Origin of the sequence: Streptomyces sp. LBL, assembly GCF_029893585.1 — a bacterium.
Taxonomy (GTDB): Bacteria; Actinomycetota; Actinomycetes; order Streptomycetales; family Streptomycetaceae; genus Streptomyces.
Window position 1 is genome coordinate 178,974 of sequence record NZ_JARXYX010000016.1, and the last position, 20,880, is coordinate 199,853.

At 70.1% G+C, this 20,880-nt stretch carries 18 protein-coding genes, 1 pseudogene and 1 riboswitch; of the genes and pseudogenes, 13 read left to right on the plus strand and 6 right to left on the minus strand.

The genetic code is table 11. The annotated features are described in order from the left end of the window. Nucleotides 1–4: 4 nt before the first annotated feature. The 4 genes from dxs (at nt 5) to M2271_RS20975 (ending at nt 4,329) form a co-directional block, all read left to right on the plus strand. The gene (gene dxs, locus M2271_RS20960; RefSeq protein ID WP_280888803.1) at nt 5–1,921 is read left to right on the plus strand and encodes a 1-deoxy-D-xylulose-5-phosphate synthase; all 1,917 of its coding nucleotides are present in this window, start codon (nt 5–7) and stop codon (nt 1,919–1,921) included. After that, entirely contained in the window at nt 1,918–3,336 is a 1,419-nt protein-coding gene (locus M2271_RS20965; protein WP_280888804.1) for an aspartate aminotransferase family protein, read from the plus strand. The genes dxs and M2271_RS20965 overlap by 4 nt, the downstream gene beginning before the upstream one ends. 244 nt (nt 3,337–3,580) lie before the next feature. Continuing rightward, nucleotides 3,581–4,210: an XRE family transcriptional regulator gene (locus M2271_RS20970; protein WP_280888805.1), complete on the plus strand. Its 630-nt coding sequence runs from the start codon at nt 3,581–3,583 to the stop codon at nt 4,208–4,210. Further along, entirely contained in the window at nt 4,207–4,329 is a 123-nt protein-coding gene (locus M2271_RS20975; RefSeq protein WP_280888806.1) for a DUF6126 family protein, read from the plus strand. The genes M2271_RS20970 and M2271_RS20975 overlap by 4 nt, the downstream gene beginning before the upstream one ends. Before the next feature lie 113 nt (nt 4,330–4,442). Here M2271_RS20975 and M2271_RS20980 read toward each other — a convergent pair whose 3' ends face one another. Continuing rightward, a complete protein-coding gene (locus M2271_RS20980; protein WP_280888807.1) occupies nt 4,443–5,240 on the minus strand; it encodes a tyrosine-protein phosphatase in 798 nt (265 codons plus the stop codon). Nucleotides 5,241–5,420: 180 nt separating this feature from the next. Here M2271_RS20980 and M2271_RS20985 point away from each other — a divergent pair, with 180 nt between their 5' ends. The 3 genes from M2271_RS20985 to M2271_RS20995 all read left to right on the plus strand — a co-directional run bounded on the left by M2271_RS20985 (nt 5,421) and on the right by M2271_RS20995 (nt 10,155). After that, nucleotides 5,421–7,520, plus strand: a complete 2,100-nt coding sequence (locus M2271_RS20985; RefSeq protein ID WP_280888808.1) for an alpha-galactosidase — start codon at nt 5,421–5,423, stop codon at nt 7,518–7,520. 305 nt (nt 7,521–7,825) lie between these two features. Beyond that, nucleotides 7,826–7,984, plus strand: a riboswitch (cyclic di-AMP (ydaO/yuaA leader). 4 nt (nt 7,985–7,988) lie between these two features. Beyond that, nucleotides 7,989–8,963, plus strand: coding sequence for a LysM peptidoglycan-binding domain-containing M23 family metallopeptidase (locus M2271_RS20990; RefSeq protein ID WP_280888809.1), 975 nt, complete (start codon nt 7,989–7,991; stop codon nt 8,961–8,963). Nucleotides 8,964–9,369: 406 nt separating this feature from the next. Further along, nucleotides 9,370–10,155 (plus strand): SGNH/GDSL hydrolase family protein, encoded by a 786-nt coding sequence (locus tag M2271_RS20995; RefSeq protein ID WP_280888827.1) that lies wholly within the window; start codon nt 9,370–9,372, stop codon nt 10,153–10,155. Nucleotides 10,156–10,291: 136 nt separating this feature from the next. On the opposite strand, the gene M2271_RS21000 is transcribed toward M2271_RS20995, so the two are convergent. Together M2271_RS21000 and M2271_RS21005 are read right to left on the minus strand one after the other, a co-directional pair. Beyond that, on the minus strand, nt 10,292–10,891 hold the full coding sequence (locus tag M2271_RS21000) for a TetR family transcriptional regulator C-terminal domain-containing protein (RefSeq protein WP_280888810.1): 600 nt from the start codon (nt 10,889–10,891) through the stop codon (nt 10,292–10,294). 125 nt (nt 10,892–11,016) lie between these two features. Beyond that, entirely contained in the window at nt 11,017–12,195 is a 1,179-nt protein-coding gene (locus tag M2271_RS21005; RefSeq protein ID WP_280888811.1) for a glutamate dehydrogenase, read from the minus strand. 190 nt (nt 12,196–12,385) lie between these two features. Between M2271_RS21005 and M2271_RS21010 the strand changes: the two genes are divergently transcribed. The 6 genes from M2271_RS21010 to M2271_RS21035 all read left to right on the plus strand — a co-directional run bounded on the left by M2271_RS21010 (nt 12,386) and on the right by M2271_RS21035 (nt 18,417). After that, complete coding sequence (locus M2271_RS21010; protein WP_280888812.1) at nt 12,386–13,657, plus strand: MBL fold metallo-hydrolase; 1,272 nt, start codon at nt 12,386–12,388, stop codon at nt 13,655–13,657. Nucleotides 13,658–14,019: 362 nt separating this feature from the next. Continuing rightward, nucleotides 14,020–16,317 (plus strand): ATP-binding protein, encoded by a 2,298-nt coding sequence (locus tag M2271_RS21015; protein ID WP_280888813.1) that lies wholly within the window; start codon nt 14,020–14,022, stop codon nt 16,315–16,317. Nucleotides 16,318–16,385: 68 nt separating this feature from the next. Further along, complete coding sequence (locus M2271_RS21020) at nt 16,386–16,820, plus strand: roadblock/LC7 domain-containing protein (protein WP_280888814.1); 435 nt, start codon at nt 16,386–16,388, stop codon at nt 16,818–16,820. A 2-nt stretch (nt 16,821–16,822) separates the two neighbouring features. Continuing rightward, nucleotides 16,823–17,194 (plus strand): DUF742 domain-containing protein, encoded by a 372-nt coding sequence (locus M2271_RS21025; RefSeq protein ID WP_280888815.1) that lies wholly within the window; start codon nt 16,823–16,825, stop codon nt 17,192–17,194. Further along, complete coding sequence (locus tag M2271_RS21030; protein WP_280888816.1) at nt 17,172–17,771, plus strand: ATP/GTP-binding protein; 600 nt, start codon at nt 17,172–17,174, stop codon at nt 17,769–17,771. The genes M2271_RS21025 and M2271_RS21030 overlap by 23 nt, the downstream gene beginning before the upstream one ends. 70 nt (nt 17,772–17,841) lie before the next feature. Then, nucleotides 17,842–18,417 (plus strand): GAF domain-containing protein, encoded by a 576-nt coding sequence (locus tag M2271_RS21035; protein WP_280888817.1) that lies wholly within the window; start codon nt 17,842–17,844, stop codon nt 18,415–18,417. A 158-nt stretch (nt 18,418–18,575) separates the two neighbouring features. Here M2271_RS21035 and M2271_RS21040 read toward each other — a convergent pair whose 3' ends face one another. From M2271_RS21040 to M2271_RS42550, 3 genes and pseudogenes are all read right to left on the minus strand, one after another. Then, on the minus strand, nt 18,576–19,238 hold the full coding sequence (locus M2271_RS21040) for a GPP34 family phosphoprotein (protein ID WP_280888818.1): 663 nt from the start codon (nt 19,236–19,238) through the stop codon (nt 18,576–18,578). Between the two features lie 570 nt (nt 19,239–19,808). Continuing rightward, the gene (locus M2271_RS21045; RefSeq protein WP_280888828.1) at nt 19,809–20,669 is read right to left on the minus strand and encodes an aminoglycoside phosphotransferase family protein; all 861 of its coding nucleotides are present in this window, start codon (nt 20,667–20,669) and stop codon (nt 19,809–19,811) included. Between the two features lie 127 nt (nt 20,670–20,796). After that, nucleotides 20,797–20,880 (minus strand): annotated as a pseudogene (locus tag M2271_RS42550) (transposase); the annotation flags it as partial.

Below are 20,880 nucleotides of genomic sequence, written 5' to 3' on the forward strand. Positions count from 1 at the left end.
CGACGTGACGATTCTGGAGAACATCCGGGGACCACGCGACCTGAAGGCGCTGTCCGAGGTGGAACTCGGCGAACTGTCCGAAGAGATCAGGGAGTTCCTGGTGCACGCGGTCGCCAGGACCGGCGGACACCTCGGGCCCAATCTGGGGGTGGTGGAACTCTCCGTCGCCCTCCACCGGGTCTTCGAGTCGCCGGTCGACCGCATCCTGTGGGACACCGGCCACCAGAGCTACGTACACAAGTTGTTGACGGGACGTCAGGACTTTTCCAAGCTGCGTGGCAAAGGGGGGCTGTCCGGCTATCCCTCGCGTGAGGAGTCCGAGCACGACGTCATCGAGAACAGCCACGCCTCCACCGCGCTCGGCTGGGCCGACGGACTCGCCAAGGCCCGCCAGGTGCAGGGCGAGAAGGGCCATGTCGTCGCGGTGATCGGCGACGGGGCGCTGACCGGTGGCATGGCCTGGGAGGCGCTCAACAACATCGCGGCCGCCAAGGACCGGCCGCTGATCATCGTCGTCAACGACAACGAGCGGTCGTACGCGCCGACCATCGGAGGCCTCGCCAACCACCTGGCGACCCTGCGGACGACCGACGGCTACGAGAAGGTCCTGGCCTGGGGGAAGGACGTACTGCTGCGGACCCCACTGGTCGGCAACACCGTCTACGAGTCCCTGCACGGCGCCAAGAAGGGCTTCAAGGACGCGTTCGCGCCGCAGGGCATGTTCGAGGACCTCGGGCTGAAGTACGTCGGTCCGATAGACGGGCACGACCTCAAGGCCGTCGAGTCGGCGCTCCGGCGTGCGAAACGCTTCCACGGGCCGGTGCTCGTGCACTGCCTGACGGAGAAGGGACGCGGCTACGAACCCGCTCTCGCCCACGAGGAGGACCACTTCCACACCGTCGGCGTGATGGACCCGCTCACCTGCGAGTCGCTCGCTCCGTCCGACGGCCCGTCGTGGACCTCGGTGTTCGGCGACGAGATGGTGCGGATCGGCGAGGAGCGGGACGACGTGGTGGCGATCACGGCGGCCATGCTGCGCCCGGTGGGACTCGGCGGTTTCGCAGCCCGCTTCCCGGACCGGGTGTGGGACGTCGGCATCGCCGAGCAGCACGCGGCCGTCTCCGCGGCCGGCCTCGCGACGGGCGGGCTGCACCCGGTCGTCGCCGTCTACGCGACGTTCTTGAACCGCGCCTTCGACCAGCTCCTGATGGACGTCGCCCTGCACCGGTGCGGGGTCACGTTCGTCCTGGACCGGGCCGGTGTCACCGGCGTCGACGGGCCCTCCCACAACGGCATGTGGGACATGTCGATCCTCCAGGTCGTGCCGGGTCTGAGGATCGCCGCGCCGCGCGACGCCGACCAGTTGCGGGCGCAGCTCAGGGAGGCGGTCGCGGTGGACGACGCGCCGACGCTGGTGCGCTTCCCCAAGGAGTCGGCGGGACCGGTGATCCCGGCCGTCGACCGGGTGGGCGGCCTGGACGTCCTGCACCGTGCGGACGGGCCCGAGGTGCTTCTGGTGGCCGTCGGGGTGATGGCACCCGTCTGCCTCCAGGCCGCCGAGCTGCTGGAGGCCCGGGGCATCGGATGCACGGTCGTCGACCCGAGGTGGGTCAAGCCGGTCGACCCGGCGCTCCCGCAACTCGCGGCCGCACACCGTCTGGTCGCCGTCGTCGAGGACAACAGCCGCGCGTCCGGCGTGGGCGCCGCGGTGGCGCTCGCCCTCGGTGACGCCGAAGTCGACGTCCCCGTACGGCGGTTCGGCATCCCCGAGCAGTTCCTCGCGCACGCCAAACGGAGCGAGGTGCTCGCCGACATCGGGCTCACGCCCGTCGAGGTCGCCGGACGGATCGGCGCGAGCCTCGCCGTCAAGGAAGCGAACCTGGCCGTCCGGGAAGAGCTGTCCAAGGAGAAACAGGAATGACAACCGCCAAGCCCCCGTCGTCCTCCTCGCAGGCCGGGGAGTTCGACCTCGGCGCGCTGCTGGCCGAGCGCGGCGGCGAGCGCTACGAGCTGCACACCAAGTACCTGAACCACCAGCTCCCGCGCATGCTGCACACCATCGGCTTCGACAAGGTCTACGAGCGGGGCGAGGGCGCGTACTTCTGGGACGCGGACGGCAACGACTACCTGGACATGCTCGCCGGGTTCGGGGTGATGGGCCTGGGCCGCCATCACCCGGTCGTCCGCAAGGCGCTGCACGACGTCCTCGACGCCCAGCTCGCCGACCTGACCCGCTTCGACTGCCAGCCGCTGCCCGGGCTGCTTGCCGAGAAGCTGCTGGCCCACAGTCCGCACCTGGACCGGGTGTTCTTCGGCAACAGTGGGACGGAGGCGGTCGAGACCGCGCTCAAGTTCGCCCGGTACGCCACCGGAAAGCCGCGGATCCTGTACTGCGACCACGCCTTCCACGGCCTGACCACCGGCTCGTTGTCGGTCAACGGCGAGGACGGCTTCCGGGACGGCTTCGCCCCGCTGCTGCCCGACACGGCCGTACCTCTCGGTGATCTCGACGCCCTGGCCGGGGAGTTGCGGAAGGGCGACGTCGCCGCCCTGGTCGTCGAACCGATCCAGGGCAAGGGCGTGCACGAGGCCCCGCCCGGCTATCTGCGCGCCGCCCAGGAACTGCTGCACCGGCACAAGGCCCTCCTCATCGCGGACGAGGTGCAGACGGGCCTGGGCCGCACCGGGGACTTCTACGCCTACCAGCACGAGGACGGCGTCGAACCGGACCTGGTGTGCGTGGCCAAGGCGCTGTCCGGCGGCTATGTGCCGGTCGGCGCCACCCTCGGCAAGGACTGGATCTTCAAGAAGGTCTACTCCTCCATGGACCGGGTGCTCGTCCACTCGGCGAGCTTCGGATCCAACGCACAGGCCATGGCGGCGGGGCTGGCCGTCCTGTCGGTGATGGAGAACGAGCAGATCGTCGCGAACGCCCGGGCCACGGGTGAGCTGCTGAGGTCCCGGCTCTCGGCGCTGATCGACAAGTACGAGCTGCTCGCCGACGTCCGCGGCCGGGGCCTGATGGTCGGCATCGAGTTCGGCAGGCCCAAGTCGCTGAAGCTGCGCAGCCGTTGGACCATGTTGCAGGCCGCCCGCAAGGGGCTGTTCGCGCAGATGGTGGTCGTCCCGCTGCTGCAGCGCCACCGCATCCTCACCCAGGTCTCCGGCGACCACCTGGAGGTGATCAAGCTGATTCCGCCGCTGATCGTGGGTGAACAGGAGGTGGACCGGTTCGTGGACGCGTTCACCGCCGTGATGGACGACGCGCACAGCGGGGGCGGGCTGATGTGGGACTTCAGCAAGACGCTGATCAAGCAGGCGGTGGCGAACAGGTAGGTCGGTCGTGGGGTGGGCCGGCCGGACGCGGTCCTGGGGTAGGGCGGGCCGTGGGGTAGGTCGACGAACCGGTGGGCCGGCGAACCGGTGGGCCGGCGAACCGGTAGGTCGGTCGGTGAAACGGAGGCCGGTGAGCCGGCTCCTTCGACGTGTGGTGGCTTCGCCGCAGAGGGCGAAGCCGCCAGTTTTTGCCTCTGAGACAAGAGATTTGCCGCAGAGGTAAATTCGGGGCTCAATGGAGAGCATGAGTTCTTCGGAAGCCGAGAACGAGCCGACGACCGGGCAGGACGTCGAACTGCCCGCCGTCGCACCGCAGCTCCGTGCCCTGCGCCGCCGTGCCTCTCTCACCCTGGAGGCCGCCGCCCGCGCGGCCGGACTGTCGCCCGCCCATCTCTCCCGGCTGGAGACCGGGCGGCGCCAGCCCTCGCTGCCGATGCTGCTCGCGCTCGCCCGTATCTATGCTACGACGGTCTCCGAACTGCTCGGCGAGACGGGCGCCGACCGGGACGCGGTCGTACGGGCCGTCGACATGGAGCCGACAGCGGCCGGCGGCTGGACCTACTGGCAGGCCGGTGCGCCCGGGCGAGGCATGCAGGCGCTGCGCGTCCACGTGCCCCACGACTCCCAGGGCGACATCGTGCGCGTCCACCCGGGCGAGGAGTGGCTGCACGTGCTCACGGGCCGGCTGCGGCTGCGTCTCGGGGACACCACGCACCGCCTCGGCCCGGGCGACAGCGCGCACTTCGACTCGCTGACCCCGCACCGCATCGCCGCCCAGGACCCCGACGGGGTCGAGCTCCTGTTCGTCCACACCCTGCTGCAGAGCCCCACGGCCACCCTGTGCCTGGGCCCGACTCCTGGAGACATGCCATGACTGACATGGAGGAGAAGTTCCCCCGCGCCCTGTGGGTGCGCCTCATCATCTACATCGCCGTCGGCCATGTGTTCGCGGCCTTCGTCTACTTCCTGTTCGAGGCGGGCGCCAACCAGTAGCCCAGGGGAGTGGCCGTGGGCAGGGGCAGTCGTGGGCCGGGATGGGGCGTGGGCCGGGATCAGCGGTGAGGGGGGATCGGGGATCGGCCGTGGGCTGAGGGCGCCCGGATGTCTCAGTCGAGCAGCCGTTCCCGCAGTCGCTCACGGATCTCCGGGGTGATTCCCAGCCCCTCCTCCAGGTAGGCGTCGACGCTGCCCCACGTCTCGTCGATCGTCTCGAAGGCGGCCGCCAGATACTCGGCCCGGGCGTCGAAGAGGGGGCTGAGTAGCTCCATCACCTCTTCGGAGTAGGCCGAGGCCGAGCTGCCACTGCGGCGCACCTTGTAGCGGCGGTGCTTGGCGTTCGACGCCAGGTAGTCGGCGACGATCGCCTCCCGCTCCACCCCCAGTGCGAGCAGTGTTGTCGCCATGGACAGTCCCGCGCGGTCCTTGCCGGCCGCGCAGTGCATCAGCGCGGGGACGCTGTCCTCGGCGAGCGCGTGCAGCACTCGGGAGAGCTCGGCGGTGCGCTCCTTGATGATCACGCGGTACGAGGCGATCATCCGGTTCGCGGCCTTGTCGTCGCCGAGGATCTTGCGCAGCTGGTCGATCTCGCCGTCCCGGACCATCTTCCAGAATTCGGCGCCGTCCGCCGGGTCGGTCAGCGGCAGGTTCACATTGCGCACGCCCGGCAGCTCGACGTCGGGACCCTCGAGCTTCTGGTCCGCCGCGTTACGGAAGTCGAAGATCGTGTGCAGGCCCAGGGAGGAGAGAAAGGCGCTGTCCTCCTCGGTCGCGTGTGCGAGGTGGCCGCTGCGGAACAGCACCCCGTGCTTCACCCGGCGTCCGTCGACCGTCGGCACCCCGCCGACGTCGCGGAAGTTGCGCACTCCGGTCAGGTCGGGTTCAGTCGACGGGACCTGCTGCGTCACGGGCTCCTCCTCATACGGTCCCGTCGACGGGGCTCGGCGACGGGCATGCACTCGACCATACGACATGGGTTCCTGGGGCAATGAGTTGTCCACAGGCGTTGCACCGAGGGTGTCCCGACCCTGATGATGTTGAGGCTTGAGCGCACCTGTTCGTGTCTGTTGGTATCTGTGAGGAACTGCATGCTGGAGATCGCCGAGAACGGCCGTACGTGGATTCTGTCCGGGCCGACCAGCAGTTACGCCGTCCACCTCACCGAGGGCGACGAGCTGCTGCATCTGCACTGGGGGCCACGGATCGCGCTGGCCGACGCCGAGGCCCTCGCCGTACGGCCGCTGCCGGACTACTGGCCCTTCGAGTCGCCGCTCGACGGACGCGAGGAGTACCCCGTCGAGGGCGGCCCCCGCTTCGTCCGCCCCGCCCTGTCCGTGCGCACGGACGAGCGGCGCGGCACCGAGTGGCGCTTCGAGGCGTACGAGCGGGCCGAGGACGACGAGCTGCGGCTCAGGTTCCGTGACGGAGGGCTCGCGATCACACTGCACTACCGGATGCGGCACGACGTCGTGGAGCGCTGGGTGAGCCTGGACAACGACCTGGACAACGACCTGGACGACGAGGGTGCCGCGGTGGAGCTCCTGCGCGCAGACTCGGCCACCTGGACCCTGCCCGACCGCGAGGGCGGCTGGCGGCTGTCCCAGCTGCACGGCCGCTGGGCTGCGGAGTCCCGGCTCGTGCGCGCCCCCCTCACCTACGGTGAGAAGGTCATCGGCAGCCGCCGCGGCCACACCGGACACCAGCATCTGCCGTGGGTGGCGCTCGACACCGACGCGACCGAGGAACGCGGCGAGGTCTACGGCTGCGCCCTCGGCTGGTCCGGATCCTGGCGCATCGCCGTGGCCGAACTGCCCGACACGCGCGTGCAGATCACCGGCGGCGCGGGCTACGACGACTCCGGCCTGCTGCGTCTGGAGGCGGGGGAGTCCTTCACCACGCCCGTCTTCGCGGGTCTGTGGAGCGACGGCGGCTTCGGCGGGGCGAGCCGCGCCTGGCACGCCTACCAGCGCGCGTACGTCATCCCGGACGCGGACCGGGACCGGCCTGTGCTGTTCAACTCCTGGGAGGCCACGGAGTTCGACATCTCCGAGGAGCAGCAGGGGGTCCTGGCCCGCCGGGCCGCGGCGATCGGCGTGGAGCTGTTCGTCGTGGACGACGGCTGGTTCGGCAAGCGCACCAGCGACCGGGCCGGCCTCGGCGACTGGACGCCCAACCCCGACCGCTTCCCCGGCGGCCTCAAGCCTCTCGCCGACCAGGTGCACGCCCTGGGCATGCAGTTCGGCATCTGGGTCGAGCCCGAAATGGTCAATCCGGACAGCGACCTCTATCGTGCCCACCCGGACTGGGTGCAGTACCAACCAGACCGAAAGCGGACGGAACTGCGCAATCAGCTTGTTCTGAACCTCGCGCGCGAGGACGTCCAGGAATACCTCTGGGAACAGCTCCACGCGATGCTCTCCAGCGCCCCGATCGACTATGTGAAGTGGGACTTCAACCGCTGCTTCACCGACGCGGGCTGGCCCGGTGACCCCTATCCGCAGCGGCTGTGGGTCGACCACGTGCACGCGCTGTACCGCCTGCTGGACCGGCTGCGAGAGGCCCACCCGGGGGTTGCCTTCGAGTCCTGCTCGGGTGGCGGCGGCCGGATCGACCTCGGTGTGATGAGCCGTACGGACCAGGTGTGGACCTCCGACAACACCGACCCGTTGGACCGGCTCGCCATTCAGCACGGCTTCAGCCAGATCCACCCCGCGCGCGTGATGGCCGCCTGGGTCACCGACAGCCCCAATACGCAGCTCAACGGGCGGGTCAGCTCGCTGCGGTTCCGGTTCGTCAGCGCCATGGCCGGGGTGCTCGGGATCGGCGGAGACCTGGCCGAGTGGGCCGAGGAGGAGCTCACCGAGGCTCAGGAGTGGGTGACTCTCTACAGGGAGATCCGCCCCCTCGTGCAGCGTGGTGACCAGTATCGACTGCGGCCCCCGGAGGGCGGGCTGAGCGCGGTGCAGTACGTGCTCGGCGACGAGACGGTGGTCCTCGCCTGTCTCCAGGCGCAGCGTTACGGCGAGCCGGTCCCGGCGGTGCGGCTGCGCGGGCTCGACCCGACGGCGTCGTACGAATGCCGTGAAACGGGCGAAGTCCATCGGGGGGCCGTACTGCTGCACCACGGACTGCGAACCGGTTTGCGGGGCGATCTGGACGCGACAGTTCTCCGCCTGCGCCGCGTCTGAGGGTTGTGTCCGAATTGGCGCTCTTATTCCAACTCCGGCTGGAATTAGGGGGTCTGAGGGGTGACGGGTGAGGAGGGTCATATTCGTGACCGTGCGTCGCCCGTCATGTTCACGTAATGCTGGTGCTTTTCAAGGGGATTCGAGGTGAGAGGTCCCCTCCGATTCACGGAGGGTGACCGGTAATCGCCCTGGAGGTTCAACAGGAACGCATTGGGGCGCAACCTCTCGCTTGTCCCTGTACGTCTTAATCGCTTACGTTCGCCACCGATCCGGACGGACGCCCAATCCTGCCGCCGCCCGGAGCCCGCACCCACTCACCCGTCCACGGCAGGAGCGGGGGACCCACAGGTAAAACGCCTGTTTCGGTCTCCGGAACAGGCTAGGGGTAAAGCCGTTTCTTCGGAGCGGCCGGACATCTCCAGTCCGCACCCGACAGCTCACCTCGCAGGCGCCGGAGAGGAATTCGTCATGCCCGCGAAGGGTAAGCACCGCCGTCCGAAGACCGAGCGTTTCACCCGTTCCATCGCTGTCGCCGGAACCGGCGGCGCCGCACTCGCACTTCCGCTTCTGGGGGCCACCGGTGCCCACGCGGCGAGTGCCCAGTCCGTTGCGGACCAATCCGTTCAGTCGTCCGTTCCCGCCGCCGCGAAGAAATCGGTGACCGAAAAGGCGGCGGCCGAGAAGTCGGCTTCCGTGCGGAGTTCGGGTGTGAAGAGCTATTCCGTACGGGCCGGCGACTACCTCGCCAAGATCGCCGACCAGCAGCACGTCAGCGGTGGCTGGCAGAGGCTCTACGACGACAACCGTCAGGCCGTCGGCGACAACCCGTCGCTGATACACCCCGGTCTGAAGCTCACGATCGGCAAGAAGGCCGGGTCGGGCACCACGAAGTCCGAGTCGCCGTCTTCCCCTTCCTCCTCTTCTCCCTCTTCCTCCTCGAAGAAGTCGGAGTCGTCCGCCTCTTCGTCGAAGTCGTCCTCGGCGCAGAAGCCGGCCGCCGTCCTCCAGAGTGCCGAGACCACCGGCACTGCGAGCGGCTTCACCCTGCCGGTGTCCGGCGCCACCATCGGCACCCCGTACCACATGGCAGGCAGCATGTGGTCGAGCGGCTACCACACCGGTGTCGACTTCGTCGTCCCGACCGGTACCCCGCTCAAGGCCGTTGGCGCGGGCACGGTCGTCTCCGCGGGCTGGGGCGGCGCGTACGGCAACCAGGTCGTCATCAAGCTGGCCGACGGCTACTACGCGCAGTACGCGCACCTGTCCTCGCTCTCCGTCTCGAGCGGGCAGAGCGTGGCCGAGGGGCAGCAGATAGGCCTCTCCGGCGCGACCGGCAACGTGACCGGCCCGCACCTGCACTTCGAGATCCGCACCACGCCGGACTACGGCTCGGACGTCGACCCGCTCGCCTACCTGCGCTCGAAGGGCGTCTCGGTCGGCTGACACCTCCACGACCACCTGCCTGACACGCTGCCGAAGGCCGGACCCCGATCCCCGGGTCCGGCCTTCGGTGTGTCCGAGGGCTGGGGAGTCCTGATGTCGTGCACGGCCGGCACGTTGCGGTCTCGTGCGTTGCGGTCTTGTACGTTGCGGTCTCGTGGCAGGGACCGGCCGAGGTGTCGACAGTGCGGGTCAGGGAGGGGCACAGTGAACCGGATCGCCGGATTCCGGGTATGGCAGCAGTGGCCGCTTCAACAGCGCTGACGACAAGGCTATTCCTGGTTTGACCAACACTTGAAGGGTGGCTTATCTCACCGCCCGTCAACCCCTTCCTACGGTCGCGTAGCTCACATCGGAAGGGGAATCATGGGCCGATGTGGCAGACGATTCGAAGAGTGACAACACATCAGTGATCGGGTCGTACGTGGCGGTGGGGGACAGCTTCACCGAGGGCGTCGGCGACCCGGGGCCCGGCGGGGCGTTCGTGGGCTGGGCCGACCGGTTCGCGGTACTGCTCGCGGACCGCAGGCCCGAGGGCGACTTCACCTACACGAACCTCGCCGTGCGCGGGAAGCTGCTCGACCAGATCGTGGCGGACCAACTGCCGCAGGCCGCGGCACTCGCGCCCGACCTGGTCTCCTTCTGCGCCGGCGGAAACGACATCATCCGTCCCGGCACCGATCCCGACGAGGTCGCCGAGCGTTTCGAGCGGGCCATCGTGCGGCTCACCGCCGTCGCGGGCGCGGTGATGGTGACGACCGGGTTCGACACCCGTGGCGTCCCCGTGCTCAAGCATCTGCGCGGCAAGATCGCCACGTACAACGGGCATGTGCGGGCCGTCGCCGACCGGTATGGTTGCCCGGTGCTCGACCTGTGGTCCCTGAAGACCATTCAGGACCGCCGAGCCTGGGACGGCGACCGGCTCCACCTCTCGCCCGAGGGGCACACTCGCGTGGCGCTGCGCGCGGGCCAGGTCCTCGGTCTGGAGGTTCCGGCCGACCCGGACCAGCCCTGGCCGCCGCTCCCGCCGCGCGGCACCTTGGAGATCCGGCGCGACGACGTGCACTGGGCGCGCGAGTACCTGGTGCCGTGGATCGGCCGGCGGCTGCGCGGGGAGTCGTCGGGGGACCACGTGACCGCCAAGGGCACGCTGTCACCGAACGACATCAAGACGCGGATCGCTTCGGTGGCCTGACGGCGGGCGGCCGCCCGGCCAGGGCGTCGGAGACGGCCGGCCACCGGGCGCCGACTTCGGCGGTACGGGAACGGGCGGTGGCGACCGTGTCGGCGAAGCCTGCGCCTCGGTCGGAGGGTCGGCCGGGCCCTCGGCGTCACTGCACCTGTGCTGTCAACGCCTCGAGCGCCAGCCCCAGTTCCCGGGCCAGCGCCTCGTCCACCCACTCCTGCGCCCGCGCGCGCGAGACCGAACCCGCGTACGACGTGAGGTGTACGGCGAGACCGTCGAGCAGGGCGGTCAGGCGCAGGGCCGTGCCCATCGGGTCGGCGCAGTGGAACTCGCCCGCGGCCACACCCTCGGCGATCACCTCGGTGAGCGCGGCCTTCCACTGCGTGTCGAGGTCCCGTGTGACGTCCCGCAGCGCGGGCTCGCGCAGCGCCGCCGCCCAGCCCTCGATCCACAGCCGCCAGCCCTTGGCCTGTCCTGTCGGGGCGTACCAGCGCACGACCGTCCGCAGCCGGCGCAGCGCTGTGGTGCGGCGGCCGAGGATGGTGCGCAACTGGGCGAGGTCGTCCTCGGCGGCGTGGGTGAACGCGGCGGCGACCAGCTTCTCCTTCGTCGAGAAGTGGTAGAGCACCAGCGCGTTGCTCACGCCGAGCGCCGAGGCCACGTCGGCGATCCTGACCGCCACCACGCCCCGCGCCTCGATCTGTCCGACGGCGGCTCGCAGCAACTCCTCGCGCCGCTCCGTCACGCTCAACCGCACCCTTGCCACGCGGTCACCCTAATCTGTCGCCCGCCGCGCCGAGTGGGGGAGGCCGGGCACCCGACGGTTCGGCCTGAAGTCACCGTGGGCTTCACCGGGCGCGCGCTCCGAGCTCACTGGTACCACCCGAAGCGCTCCTCGATCACCGGCAGCCGGTCCGCGACGATGGCGTGCGCGGCCGCCCTCGGGGTCGTCCCGTCCGCCTCCGCGCGGGACAGCGTCTGCTTGACCAGGGCGCGCATCGAGCGCCGGGTGTGGGCGAACGCCTCGCCGGCGTCGGGGCCGATGTCGCCGAACAGCGTCCACCACCACCAGGCGTTCGTCCCGGAGTTGACCACCACGTCCGGCAGTACCGTCACCCCGCGCGCGGCCAGCTGTTTCTCCGCCTCCGGAAGGACCGGCATGTTCGCCGCCTCGACGATCCAGCGCGCGGTGATCCGCTCCTGGTTCGTGGTGTCCACGGCGTACGAGACCGCCGCCGGCACCAGCACCTCGGCGTCCACGGCCAGCCAGGCGTCACCGGGCAGTTCGAGATCGCCGGGGCGCAGAGCGGCGCGGTCGACGGTCCCGTAGGCGTCCCGTGCGGCCAGCAGCGCCTCGACATCGAGGCCGTCCGGGTTGAGGACCGTGCCCTTGATGTCGGCGACGGCCACTACCGTGAGCCCCGCGCGCGTGAGGAACCGCGCGGTGGCTCCGCCCATGGTGCCCAGGCCCTGCACGGCGACCCGCGTCCCCGCGTACGGCACACCGGTGAGGTCCAGGGCCGTGAGAGCCGACTCCGCGACTCCGCAGCCGCCCACCAGTGCGTCGAGCCCGATCCCGTCCACCTCGACCGCGAACGCGTCCGCGAGCCGCCGCCGGGCCGCCGTCTCGTCGTCGAGCAGCGGATACACGGCCTGAATGGACGAGATCAGCCCGGCCTCGGCCGCCGCCCGGTCCACCAGGTCCTGGGTGAGACCGAGATCCTCGCCGGTGGTCCAGAAGCTCTCGATGTACGGCCGCATGGCCCGTAGGTACCGCACCAGGACCTCGTACGCCCCGGGGGCCCGGGGATCGCAGTCGATGCCGCCCTTGGCGCCGCCCAGGGGGACGTAGCGGCCCTGGGGGTCGTAGTGCAGCGCCTCCTTCATGGTCATCCCGCGCGCGAGACCGGCGATCTCGTCCAGGGTGCAACCCGGGCGCATCCGCAGCCCGCCGCTGGAGACACCGCGCACCAGCCGGTCGACGACGAGGAAGCCCTGGCGTCCGGTGACATGATCGGTCCAGGTGAGCGACATCAAGGGGGCGGTCATACGGACTCCTCACGGATGACGAGTCTTCAAGGACCCCAGGGCGCTCGCCACGGACGAACACTGAACGGTGGGTCAGTATCCGGATCGGGATCGCACCCTGTCAACGCGGAACGGGTCACCGCCGGTAACCCGACCGTCAGCGGGGGTGACCATAATGGAACGTCTCACCGACTCCACCTGGAGGTAGACCGTGACCGGATTCCGTTTCCCGAGCTCCGGGCTCCGCGCGCTGCGGCCCGCGGCCTTCGGCGCGGACCCGAGCGGTGAGCGCCTGGCGCGCATCCGCAGATCGCCCCACTTCAAGGACGGGGTCTTCCAGAATCCCGGGGAAAAGACCGGGACCCGGCCCTCCGGTTCGGCGGTGGAGTTCGCGAAGCTCTACTTCGACAAGGAGGAACGCGCCCGTCGCGCCCCGAACGGCACGGTGCCGGTGCACGCCACCACGCTCGCCGACATCGCCAAGCCCCCTGCCACCGGGCTGCGGCTGACCTGGATGGGGCACTCCAGCGTGCTCGCCGAGATCGACGGACAGCGCGTGCTGTTCGACCCGGTCTGGGGCGAGCGCTGCTCCCCGTTCTCCTTCGCCGGACCCAAGCGGCTGCACCCGGTGCCGCTGCCGCTGGCCGCGCTCGGCCCGGTCGACGTCGTCGTGATCTCGCACGACCACTACGACCATCTGGACCTGCCCTCGATCAAGGCGCTGGCCGGTACGGACACGCTGTTCGCCGTGCCCCTGGGCGTCGGTGCCCACCTGGAGCACTGGGGTATCTCCGCCGACCGGCTGCGCGAGCTGGACTGGCACGAGGCCACCAAGGTCGGCGGGCTCACTCTGACCGCCACCCCGGCCCGCCACTTCTGCGGCCGCGGCCTGCGTAACACCCAGCACACCCTGTGGGCCTCCTGGGTCGTCGCCGGGGACGAGCACCGGATCTACCACAGCGGCGACACCGGTTACTTCGAGGGCTTCCGGGACATCGGTGCCGAGCACGGGCCCTTCGACGCCACGATGGTCCAGATCGGCGCTTACAGCGAGTTCTGGCCGGACATCCACATGACCCCCGAGGAGGGCATGCGCGCTCACCTCGACCTCCAGGGCGGGCAGCCGCACGGCGTGATGCTGCCGATCCACTGGGCGACCTTCAACCTCGCGGCGCATGCGTGGTCGGAACCCGGCGAGGGTACCGTCGCCGCCTCCCGCGCGGTGGGTGCCCCGATCGCCCTGCCCCAGCCGGGCGAGCCCTTCGAGCCGACGGCCGAGACCGTGCCGACCGACCCGTGGTGGCGAGGTGTGACCCTCGAACCGGCGGGCGGCCGGCCCGCGGTCGAGACACTTACCGGCGCGGCGATCAAGACCACGGCGGACTCGGCGACCAAAAACCAGGCCAAGGCCGATACGGTGAGTGACGTTCCGAGGAGTGCGGACGGCGGCGCGGGAGACCCGGAAACCCTGTCGGCGGGCTGACCGCGGACACGGGACACACGAACGGCGAGGGCCGGGGAGTTTCAGACTCCCCGGCCCTCGCCGCTTTTCCGTGACCGCTTCTGAGCAGGTGCGATCGATGTGTTCCGTTCGATTATCTGCGCTTGAGGAAATTATCGGTCTGTCGTACGAGGCTTCATGCCAGAGCGGGATGCTCCCCGCGTGAGTTTGTCAACTGCCCACCGCACCTGACGTATTGCCGACTACTGTCGGTATCCGTCGGGCGACGCGGGCCGGAAAGTTCGGTTCTCTCGACCGACCCCCGCATGTGCGTGCCCGCGGTACGCATCCGGCATACGCCCCCTGGCAACCAGGACCGACGGACCAGTACGACGAGGACACCGATGTCTCACCTCCGCGCACCGGCCGCCCGCGCAGACCGCCGTGAAGGCGGCAGGCACGGCCGACCGGCCGCCCGCGCCGCTTCCGCGCTGTCCGAGACCCACATCCGGCCTCAGCTGATGCGTCTCGCCGTCCTGCCGCCGGTCGCCGTCGCCCTCAGCGGCTGCGCCGCGGTCCTGTTCACCGTGCGCTCCACCGGAGCGCGGCCCAGCCTCGCCCTGGGGGGTGTGCTCGGCGGCGCCGTAACGGTGACCTGCGCGGGCATTCTGATCGCCGTGGTCGCCGCCGACCGCGCCGCGCGGTCCGTCAGCGACCGGATCGGCGCACTGCGCCGCAGCAGCGCACGCGGCGAGGCCGATCTGCGGGCGCTGGTCGAGGCCCTGCGCCGCGGCGAGGGCCCGCCCCGGCGCAAGCCCCGCGGCGGGCCGCCCGAGGACGCCGACGAGTTCGAACTGCTCGCCGCCGACCTGGCCCGAGCCCACGGCGGGGCCCTCACTGCCGTCGCCCAGGCCGCCCAGCTCTCCAGCCAGGCCGGCAGCGAACAGAAGTTGGAGGTCTTCCTCAACCTCGCCCGGCGCCTGCAGTCACTGGTGCACCGTGAGATCTCCCTCCTCGACGAGCTGGAGAACGAGATCGAGGACCCCGACCTCCTCAAGGGCCTCTTCCACGTCGACCACCTCGCCACCCGCATCCGCCGTCACGCCGAGAACCTCGCCGTGCTCGGGGGCGCCGTCTCGCGCCGGCAATGGAGCAACCCGGTCTCCATGACCGAGGTGCTGCGTTCGGCGATCGCCGAGATCGAGCAGTACTCCCGGGTCAAGCTGGTACCGCCGATCGACGGCGAACTGCGCGGCCATGCCGTCGCCGACGTGATCCATCTGCTGGCCGAACTCGTCGAGAACGCCACGGTGTTCTCCGCCCCGCACAGCCAGGTGCTGCTGCGCGCCAACCTCGTCACCTCGGGGCTCGCGGTCGAGGTCGAGGACCGCGGACTCGGCATGCCCGTCGGCGAGCAGAGCCGGATGAACGCCCTGCTCGCCGACCCCGACCAGGTCAACGTGGCCGGCCTGCTGGCGGACGGCCGCATCGGGCTCTTCGTCGTCTCCCAACTCGCCAAGCGGCACGGCATCCACGTCCGTCTGCAGGCCAACATCTACGGCGGGGTCCAGGCCGTTCTCGTCGTGCCGCAAGCCCTGTTGGGCACGGTGCCGGGCGTCCCCGGCGTCGTACCGCGGCCGCCGGACGACGCGACAGGGCCGACGGGCCCGGGGGGCACGGGGGGCACGGGAGGCTCGGGGGGTGTGGCCGTACCGCCGCGGCAGAGCGGGGCAGGGGGAGCGCGCCGGGGGATGCCGAAGGAGCAGGCCACGAACTCGTCCACACTTCCCGCGCCCTCCGCTCCGCCCATCGGTGTGCCGCGCCAGGGGCAGGCCGGGGGTCCCAGGCAGCGGGGGGCCACCGCGAGGTCGACGTCGACCTCGGGGCCGGCATCGGCTTCGGGGTCGGGGTCGGCGGCGGCTTCGGGGTCGGCGGCGGCTTCGGCTTCGGGGTCGGCGGCGGGATCAGTGAGGTTCTCGGGGACGAACGGCGGTGGACCGGCGCCGCTTCCCGTGCGCGGCAGGTGGGCCGAGCGGCCCACACCGGCGGAGGCCGTGCCCGGTGTCAGAGCGGATGACCGGCCGCTCGTCGCGGAACACACGCTCGCGCCGCCCACTCCGCGCACTGGTGCCGTACGCGGCACGATGGGCAAGCCCCCACTGCCCCGGCGCCGGGCCCAGGAGCACATCGCACCCCAGCTGCGCGACGGACCGGCCGCGCGCCAGGACACCGAGTACCTGGCCGGGCACGACCCGGGCCTGATGGCAGCCTTCCAACGTGGGATCGGCCTCGCCGAGACCCCACAGCACCTGGAGGTCGCACCCGGCGATACGACCACTTCCATGGCGCCGGGCGACATGGGTCGGGGCGACATGGGCTCGGATCACACGGGCTCGGCCCACTCGGGATCGGCCGACGTGTCGGCGATCCAGATGGGTCACACCGGCATGGCTCCGGCTGACATGGCGTCGGCCCACACAGGATCGGTCGGAGGGGAGTCCGGTCGTCTGGAGGGCTCCGATACAGCACCCCCGCACCTGGACCGGAACCGCACAACCGAGGTGCGCTCCCCGCACGCGCCGGTGTCCTGCGAAGCGCGGGGGCGGGACGGCGGGACCGTGCCGGGGCTCGACCTCGACCTCGACCTCGACCTCGATCTCGACCGCGGCACCCGGTACGACGGGAGCGCACCCGCCGGATGACCACTCCCGCGTTCACGCCACCCCCCAGCGCTCCCGCAGACCTTCGTACCTCAAGGAGTCGATCCACCATGGCGAGCGAAGCGCCGACCGGCCAGGTATCCGATCTCGACTGGCTGATGAGCGGCCTCGTGCAGCGCGTACCGCACACCACCAGCGCCGTCCTCCTGTCCCGTGACGGGCTCGTGAAGTCGGTCCACGGACTCGACCCCGACAGCGCCGACCACATGGCTGCCCTGGCCTCCGGTCTCTACTCGCTGGGCCGCAGCGCCGGCGTCCGCTTCGGCGACGGCGGAGACGTCCGCCAGGTCGTCGTCGAACTCGACTCGACCCTGCTGTTCGTGACCACCGCCGGCTCCGGCACCTGTCTCGCCGTGCTGGCCGGCCGCGAGGCCGACGCGGCGGTCCTCGGATACGAGATGGCGATGCTGGTCAAGAGCGTCCGCCCCTACCTGGTGACCGCACCCCGGCAGCACGCCGTCGGATCCACGGCGATGAGGTCTTGAGCGTGGCGGCGGTCGACGACGGTCCCTGGCTCGACGAAGCGGCCGGGCGGCTGGTGCGGCCCTTCACGATCAGTAACGGGCGCACCCGGCCCACCATCGCCCTCGACCTCCTGTCGCACGTGACGGCCACCGGAGCCACCCCCCTCGGCTACCTCGACCCCGAGCACGCGCAGGTACTCGACATGTGCCGCGCACCCGTCTCGGTCGCCGAGGTCGCCGCCCACCTCAAGCTGCCGGCCGTGGTCACCAAGGTGCTGCTGTCGGACCTCGTCGACTGCGGGGCGCTGACCACCAAACCCCCCGAGTTCACCCACAACCCGACTGACCGGGCCCTTCTGGAGGCAGTGCTCGATGGACTACGACGACAGCTCTGACCCCTTCCCCGCCGCACTGAAGATCCTGGTGGCGGGCGGGTTCGGAGTAGGCAAGACGACCTTCGTGGGCGCGGTCAGCGAGATCGCCCCGCTGAGCACGGAGGAACTGCTCACCACAGTGAGCGCCGGAACCGACAGCCTCGACGGCATCGAGAACAAGGTCGAGACGACGGTGGCCATGGACTTCGGCCGCATCACCCTCGACCCGGAACACGTCCTCTACCTGTTCGGAACGCCCGGACAGGAGCGGTTCTGGTTCATGTGGGACGAGCTGTCGGAGGGTGCGCTCGGGGCGGTGATCCTCGCCGACACCCGCCGTCTGGAGGAGTGCTTCGCCGCCGTCGACTTCTTCGAGCAGCGCGGTCTCGGGTTCATCGTCGCGATCAACGAATTCGACGGCTCGTACCGCTACGACCCGGAGGAGATCCGCGCCGCCATCGACCTCGCCCCTGAGATCCCGGTCGTCAGCTGCGACGCCCGGATCTCCAGCTCCGGGGTGCAGACCCTGCTCACCCTGGTACGCCACCTCATTCTCCACAGCCCGGCGCCCGCCCCGAGCCACGGCGCCCACATGTGATCCCCGCACACCCCGCACACCCCGCCACGGAGCCGCATATGACCTACGTTCACAGCGACGGAGCCCGCCCATGAGCTACGACCTGCCCCGCCCGGCCGGTCGACTCCTGCTCACCCCCGAGGACAAGGAGGCCCCGGCCCGTGCCATCCGGCTGGCCCTGCTGGGCCTGGGGGAACACCCGGAGCCCGCCTTGGACGCCTTCGCGCGCCGCCTCGCCGAGCGCGGCGGAACGCCGTACGCCATGGTCACCTTCGTGGGCGAGCAGTGGCAGTTCTTCGCGGGTCTGCGTGTGCCGGATGTCAGCCCTCTGACGGACACCGGCAAGATCACTCCGGTGGTGGGCCGCCACATGGAGCGCGACCACGGGTTCTGCCCCCATGTGGTGGTGCGGCGCAAGGCGCTGGTGCTGGAAGACGTGCGCGACTATCCACGGTTCGCCGGAAACCCCGTGGTCGACGAGTTCGGCATCCGCTCCTACCTCGGCGCTCCGCTCATCGACAGCACGGGGATGGTGCTGGGCACCGTGTGCGTCGCCGACACCGAGCCGCGGGCCTGGGGGAGGACCGGTCTGGCGAGCATCAAGGCGACGGCGGCGGACCTGGTGGCCCGCCTGGAGCAGCGAGAGGCCGACGGGCGGCCGCAGTGACGCCGTATGCCGTACGCCGTACGCCGTACGCCGTACACGTAAGCCGTATACGTATGCCATGTGTCGACCGGAATATCGGGGGATCGGGAAACCGGGAGATCTGCCGACTGGGCGACCTGGCACCTGGTGACCGGTTCAGGCCCTGTCCGCAGTCGTCGTCACCAGCCTCGCCAGACGTTGTCGAAGGCCGCGTCCTCGATGGTCCGCCGCTGCCGTACTCCTTCCAGTTCCGTCACCGCGTCGCCGACCGCGGCCAGCACGGCCTCGATCGAGTCATCGGCGGGGTGCAGGCTCTCGTCCGACGTCTCCCGCAGTCCGGCGACGGTGGTCGACTCGTCCTCGGCCTCGACGGCGGCCCTCCCTTTGTCGTCGATCCCGACGGCGGTTGTCAGCGCGGCGAGTACGGGGTCGCCCGAAGCCCGGCGTTCCTCGGCGTGGCGGCGGACCGGCGAGTCCGTCAACGACCTGTGGCCGGTCGGGACCGGAAGCCAGCGCCCGCGGCTCCGCGTGATCAGCCCGTCCGACTCCAGCGCGGCGAGATACGCCGCGGCCAGACCACGGCCCCGACGCCACAGCCAGTCCTCGGTCGACTCGTACGGTGCCTGGCGCACGAGCGAGGACGCGGCATCGTCCAACAGGCGGTCGCCCGTTGCCGGTTGGAGTCCGGGGACGATCCGGTCGCCGTCCAGCGTGACCGCCTCGGTCTCGATGAGGTCGATCAGCTCGGCTCCCGCAAGAGCCAGGGACAGATCACCGGAGGCCACGGGGGCGTCGGGCGGCACGCCCATGGAGACGATCAACAGGTCCTGTGCTGTGGTCATGGCTGGCTCCCTGGCGGTCGGCCGATCTCAGACGTCCGCGTCAGCCCCGGTCCGGCCGGGTCGGGGCGGTGTCCGGGGACGCGGACCGCCCCTGAGAGGCCGAGTGTCGCACGACCATCATGGACATCATGGAGCGCGAGTGCCAGATCCGCAGGACGCCACCGGCCGCGGAAACGGGATCAGCAGGTGCGGATGGACCAGACGGGCGTCCAGTTGTAGGAGTTGCTGCTTCCACCCGGTGAACGGCCGTCAGGAGGCCGCCGTTCTTGCCGTAGAAGTACGCGGTGGCACCACCGGTCTGGGCGTTGCGGTAGGAGCCCGTGCCCACGAAGTTGGCCAGCTCGCAGGTGCCGCAGTAGTAGAGGGAGTAGACACGTAGTCGCCCTTCGTGGAGTCGTAGGCGGCCACGCACAGGTTGCCGCCGTCACAGGTGATGGCACCAGGCGACGGCACGTGCACGATCCCCGGCGCCATGGTTCAGCGCGGCGGCGAGGCCGGCGCGCATGGGGTTCAACGGCGACAGTCTCGGCGCTTGGTTCCTTGCCGCTTTCACGTGACCTTCGGCGATTTCTACAGGCCACCCAGTCGCTTGTTCAGCGTGTCGAGTGTCGGACCCGGAGGACCGTCGTGCAGTGCGCGCAGGAGTTCTTCTCCGAATCGCCTCCCGTTCGGAAACTGGTCGCCAAGCTCCCAACGCCACGCGGCGACCATCGCGAGGACGAGCTGTCGGCACTCGTCCAGCAGCCCTTGGTCGACGTTCGGGTAGTGCTCGCAGACCGCCTCGGGAACATGGGCGAGGTCGAACTCGACGGGTCCGCGGCAGCACGTCTCAAGGTCGATGAACAACGGGCCGTTCTTCGTGCTGAGCACATTGCCTGGATGCGGCTCGCCGTGGAGCAGCTGCTCCACAGCGCCGCGGTCCTCGATCGCCCGGCGCAGGCTTGCCAGCCTGCCGCTGAGGAACACGCGGTCTGCGTCGGCGAGCTCCGGCGAGCGATCCGGGTCGGCGACAACTTCTTCCGCCTCCGTGATCCGGTCCGTGAACCGTGGGCTCGGCACATCGACCTTGCGCATGCCGGCGTGCAGCCGCTCCAGCGCCTTGGCGTAGTCGACTGGTGAGGTGTGAGGTGTCACGGGCTTGTAGTAGGTCCACAGCGTCACTGTGAAGCCATCGCGCGTGTAGACGCAGGGGTCCACCCGAGGTTCCAGGGGACGCACCGGGCATCCGACCTCGGTGAGCCGCTGAGCGAGCTCGACTTCGAACTGTGCAACCTCTTGTCCCACAGGGGCGACCCGGGCAAGGACGCCGTATGGCGTCAGCCGCAGTGTCAGCTTGTTCGAGTTGTGGAGAACGATCGCGTCGTCGGCCGGTAGGTCCAGCGATGCGGCGACCGAAGTCGCAGCCGCGATCGCACGCGTGACGTCGGTCATCTCCACCCTCGAATCTTGGCACAGATGAGCGAGGGCGGTGTCAACTATCGTGGCTCGGCACACGAACTCGCACCGCGGATCGACAGCCGGTGGCAACCATCACGACCAAGTGTCAACTAGTGCCGCATCAGGCAACGTTCGCCCTGTCGACGACGGTGCGTAGGCGCTTGTCGTCGGCATGGTGGTTTCGCCAGATGATGTAGCGGCGAAT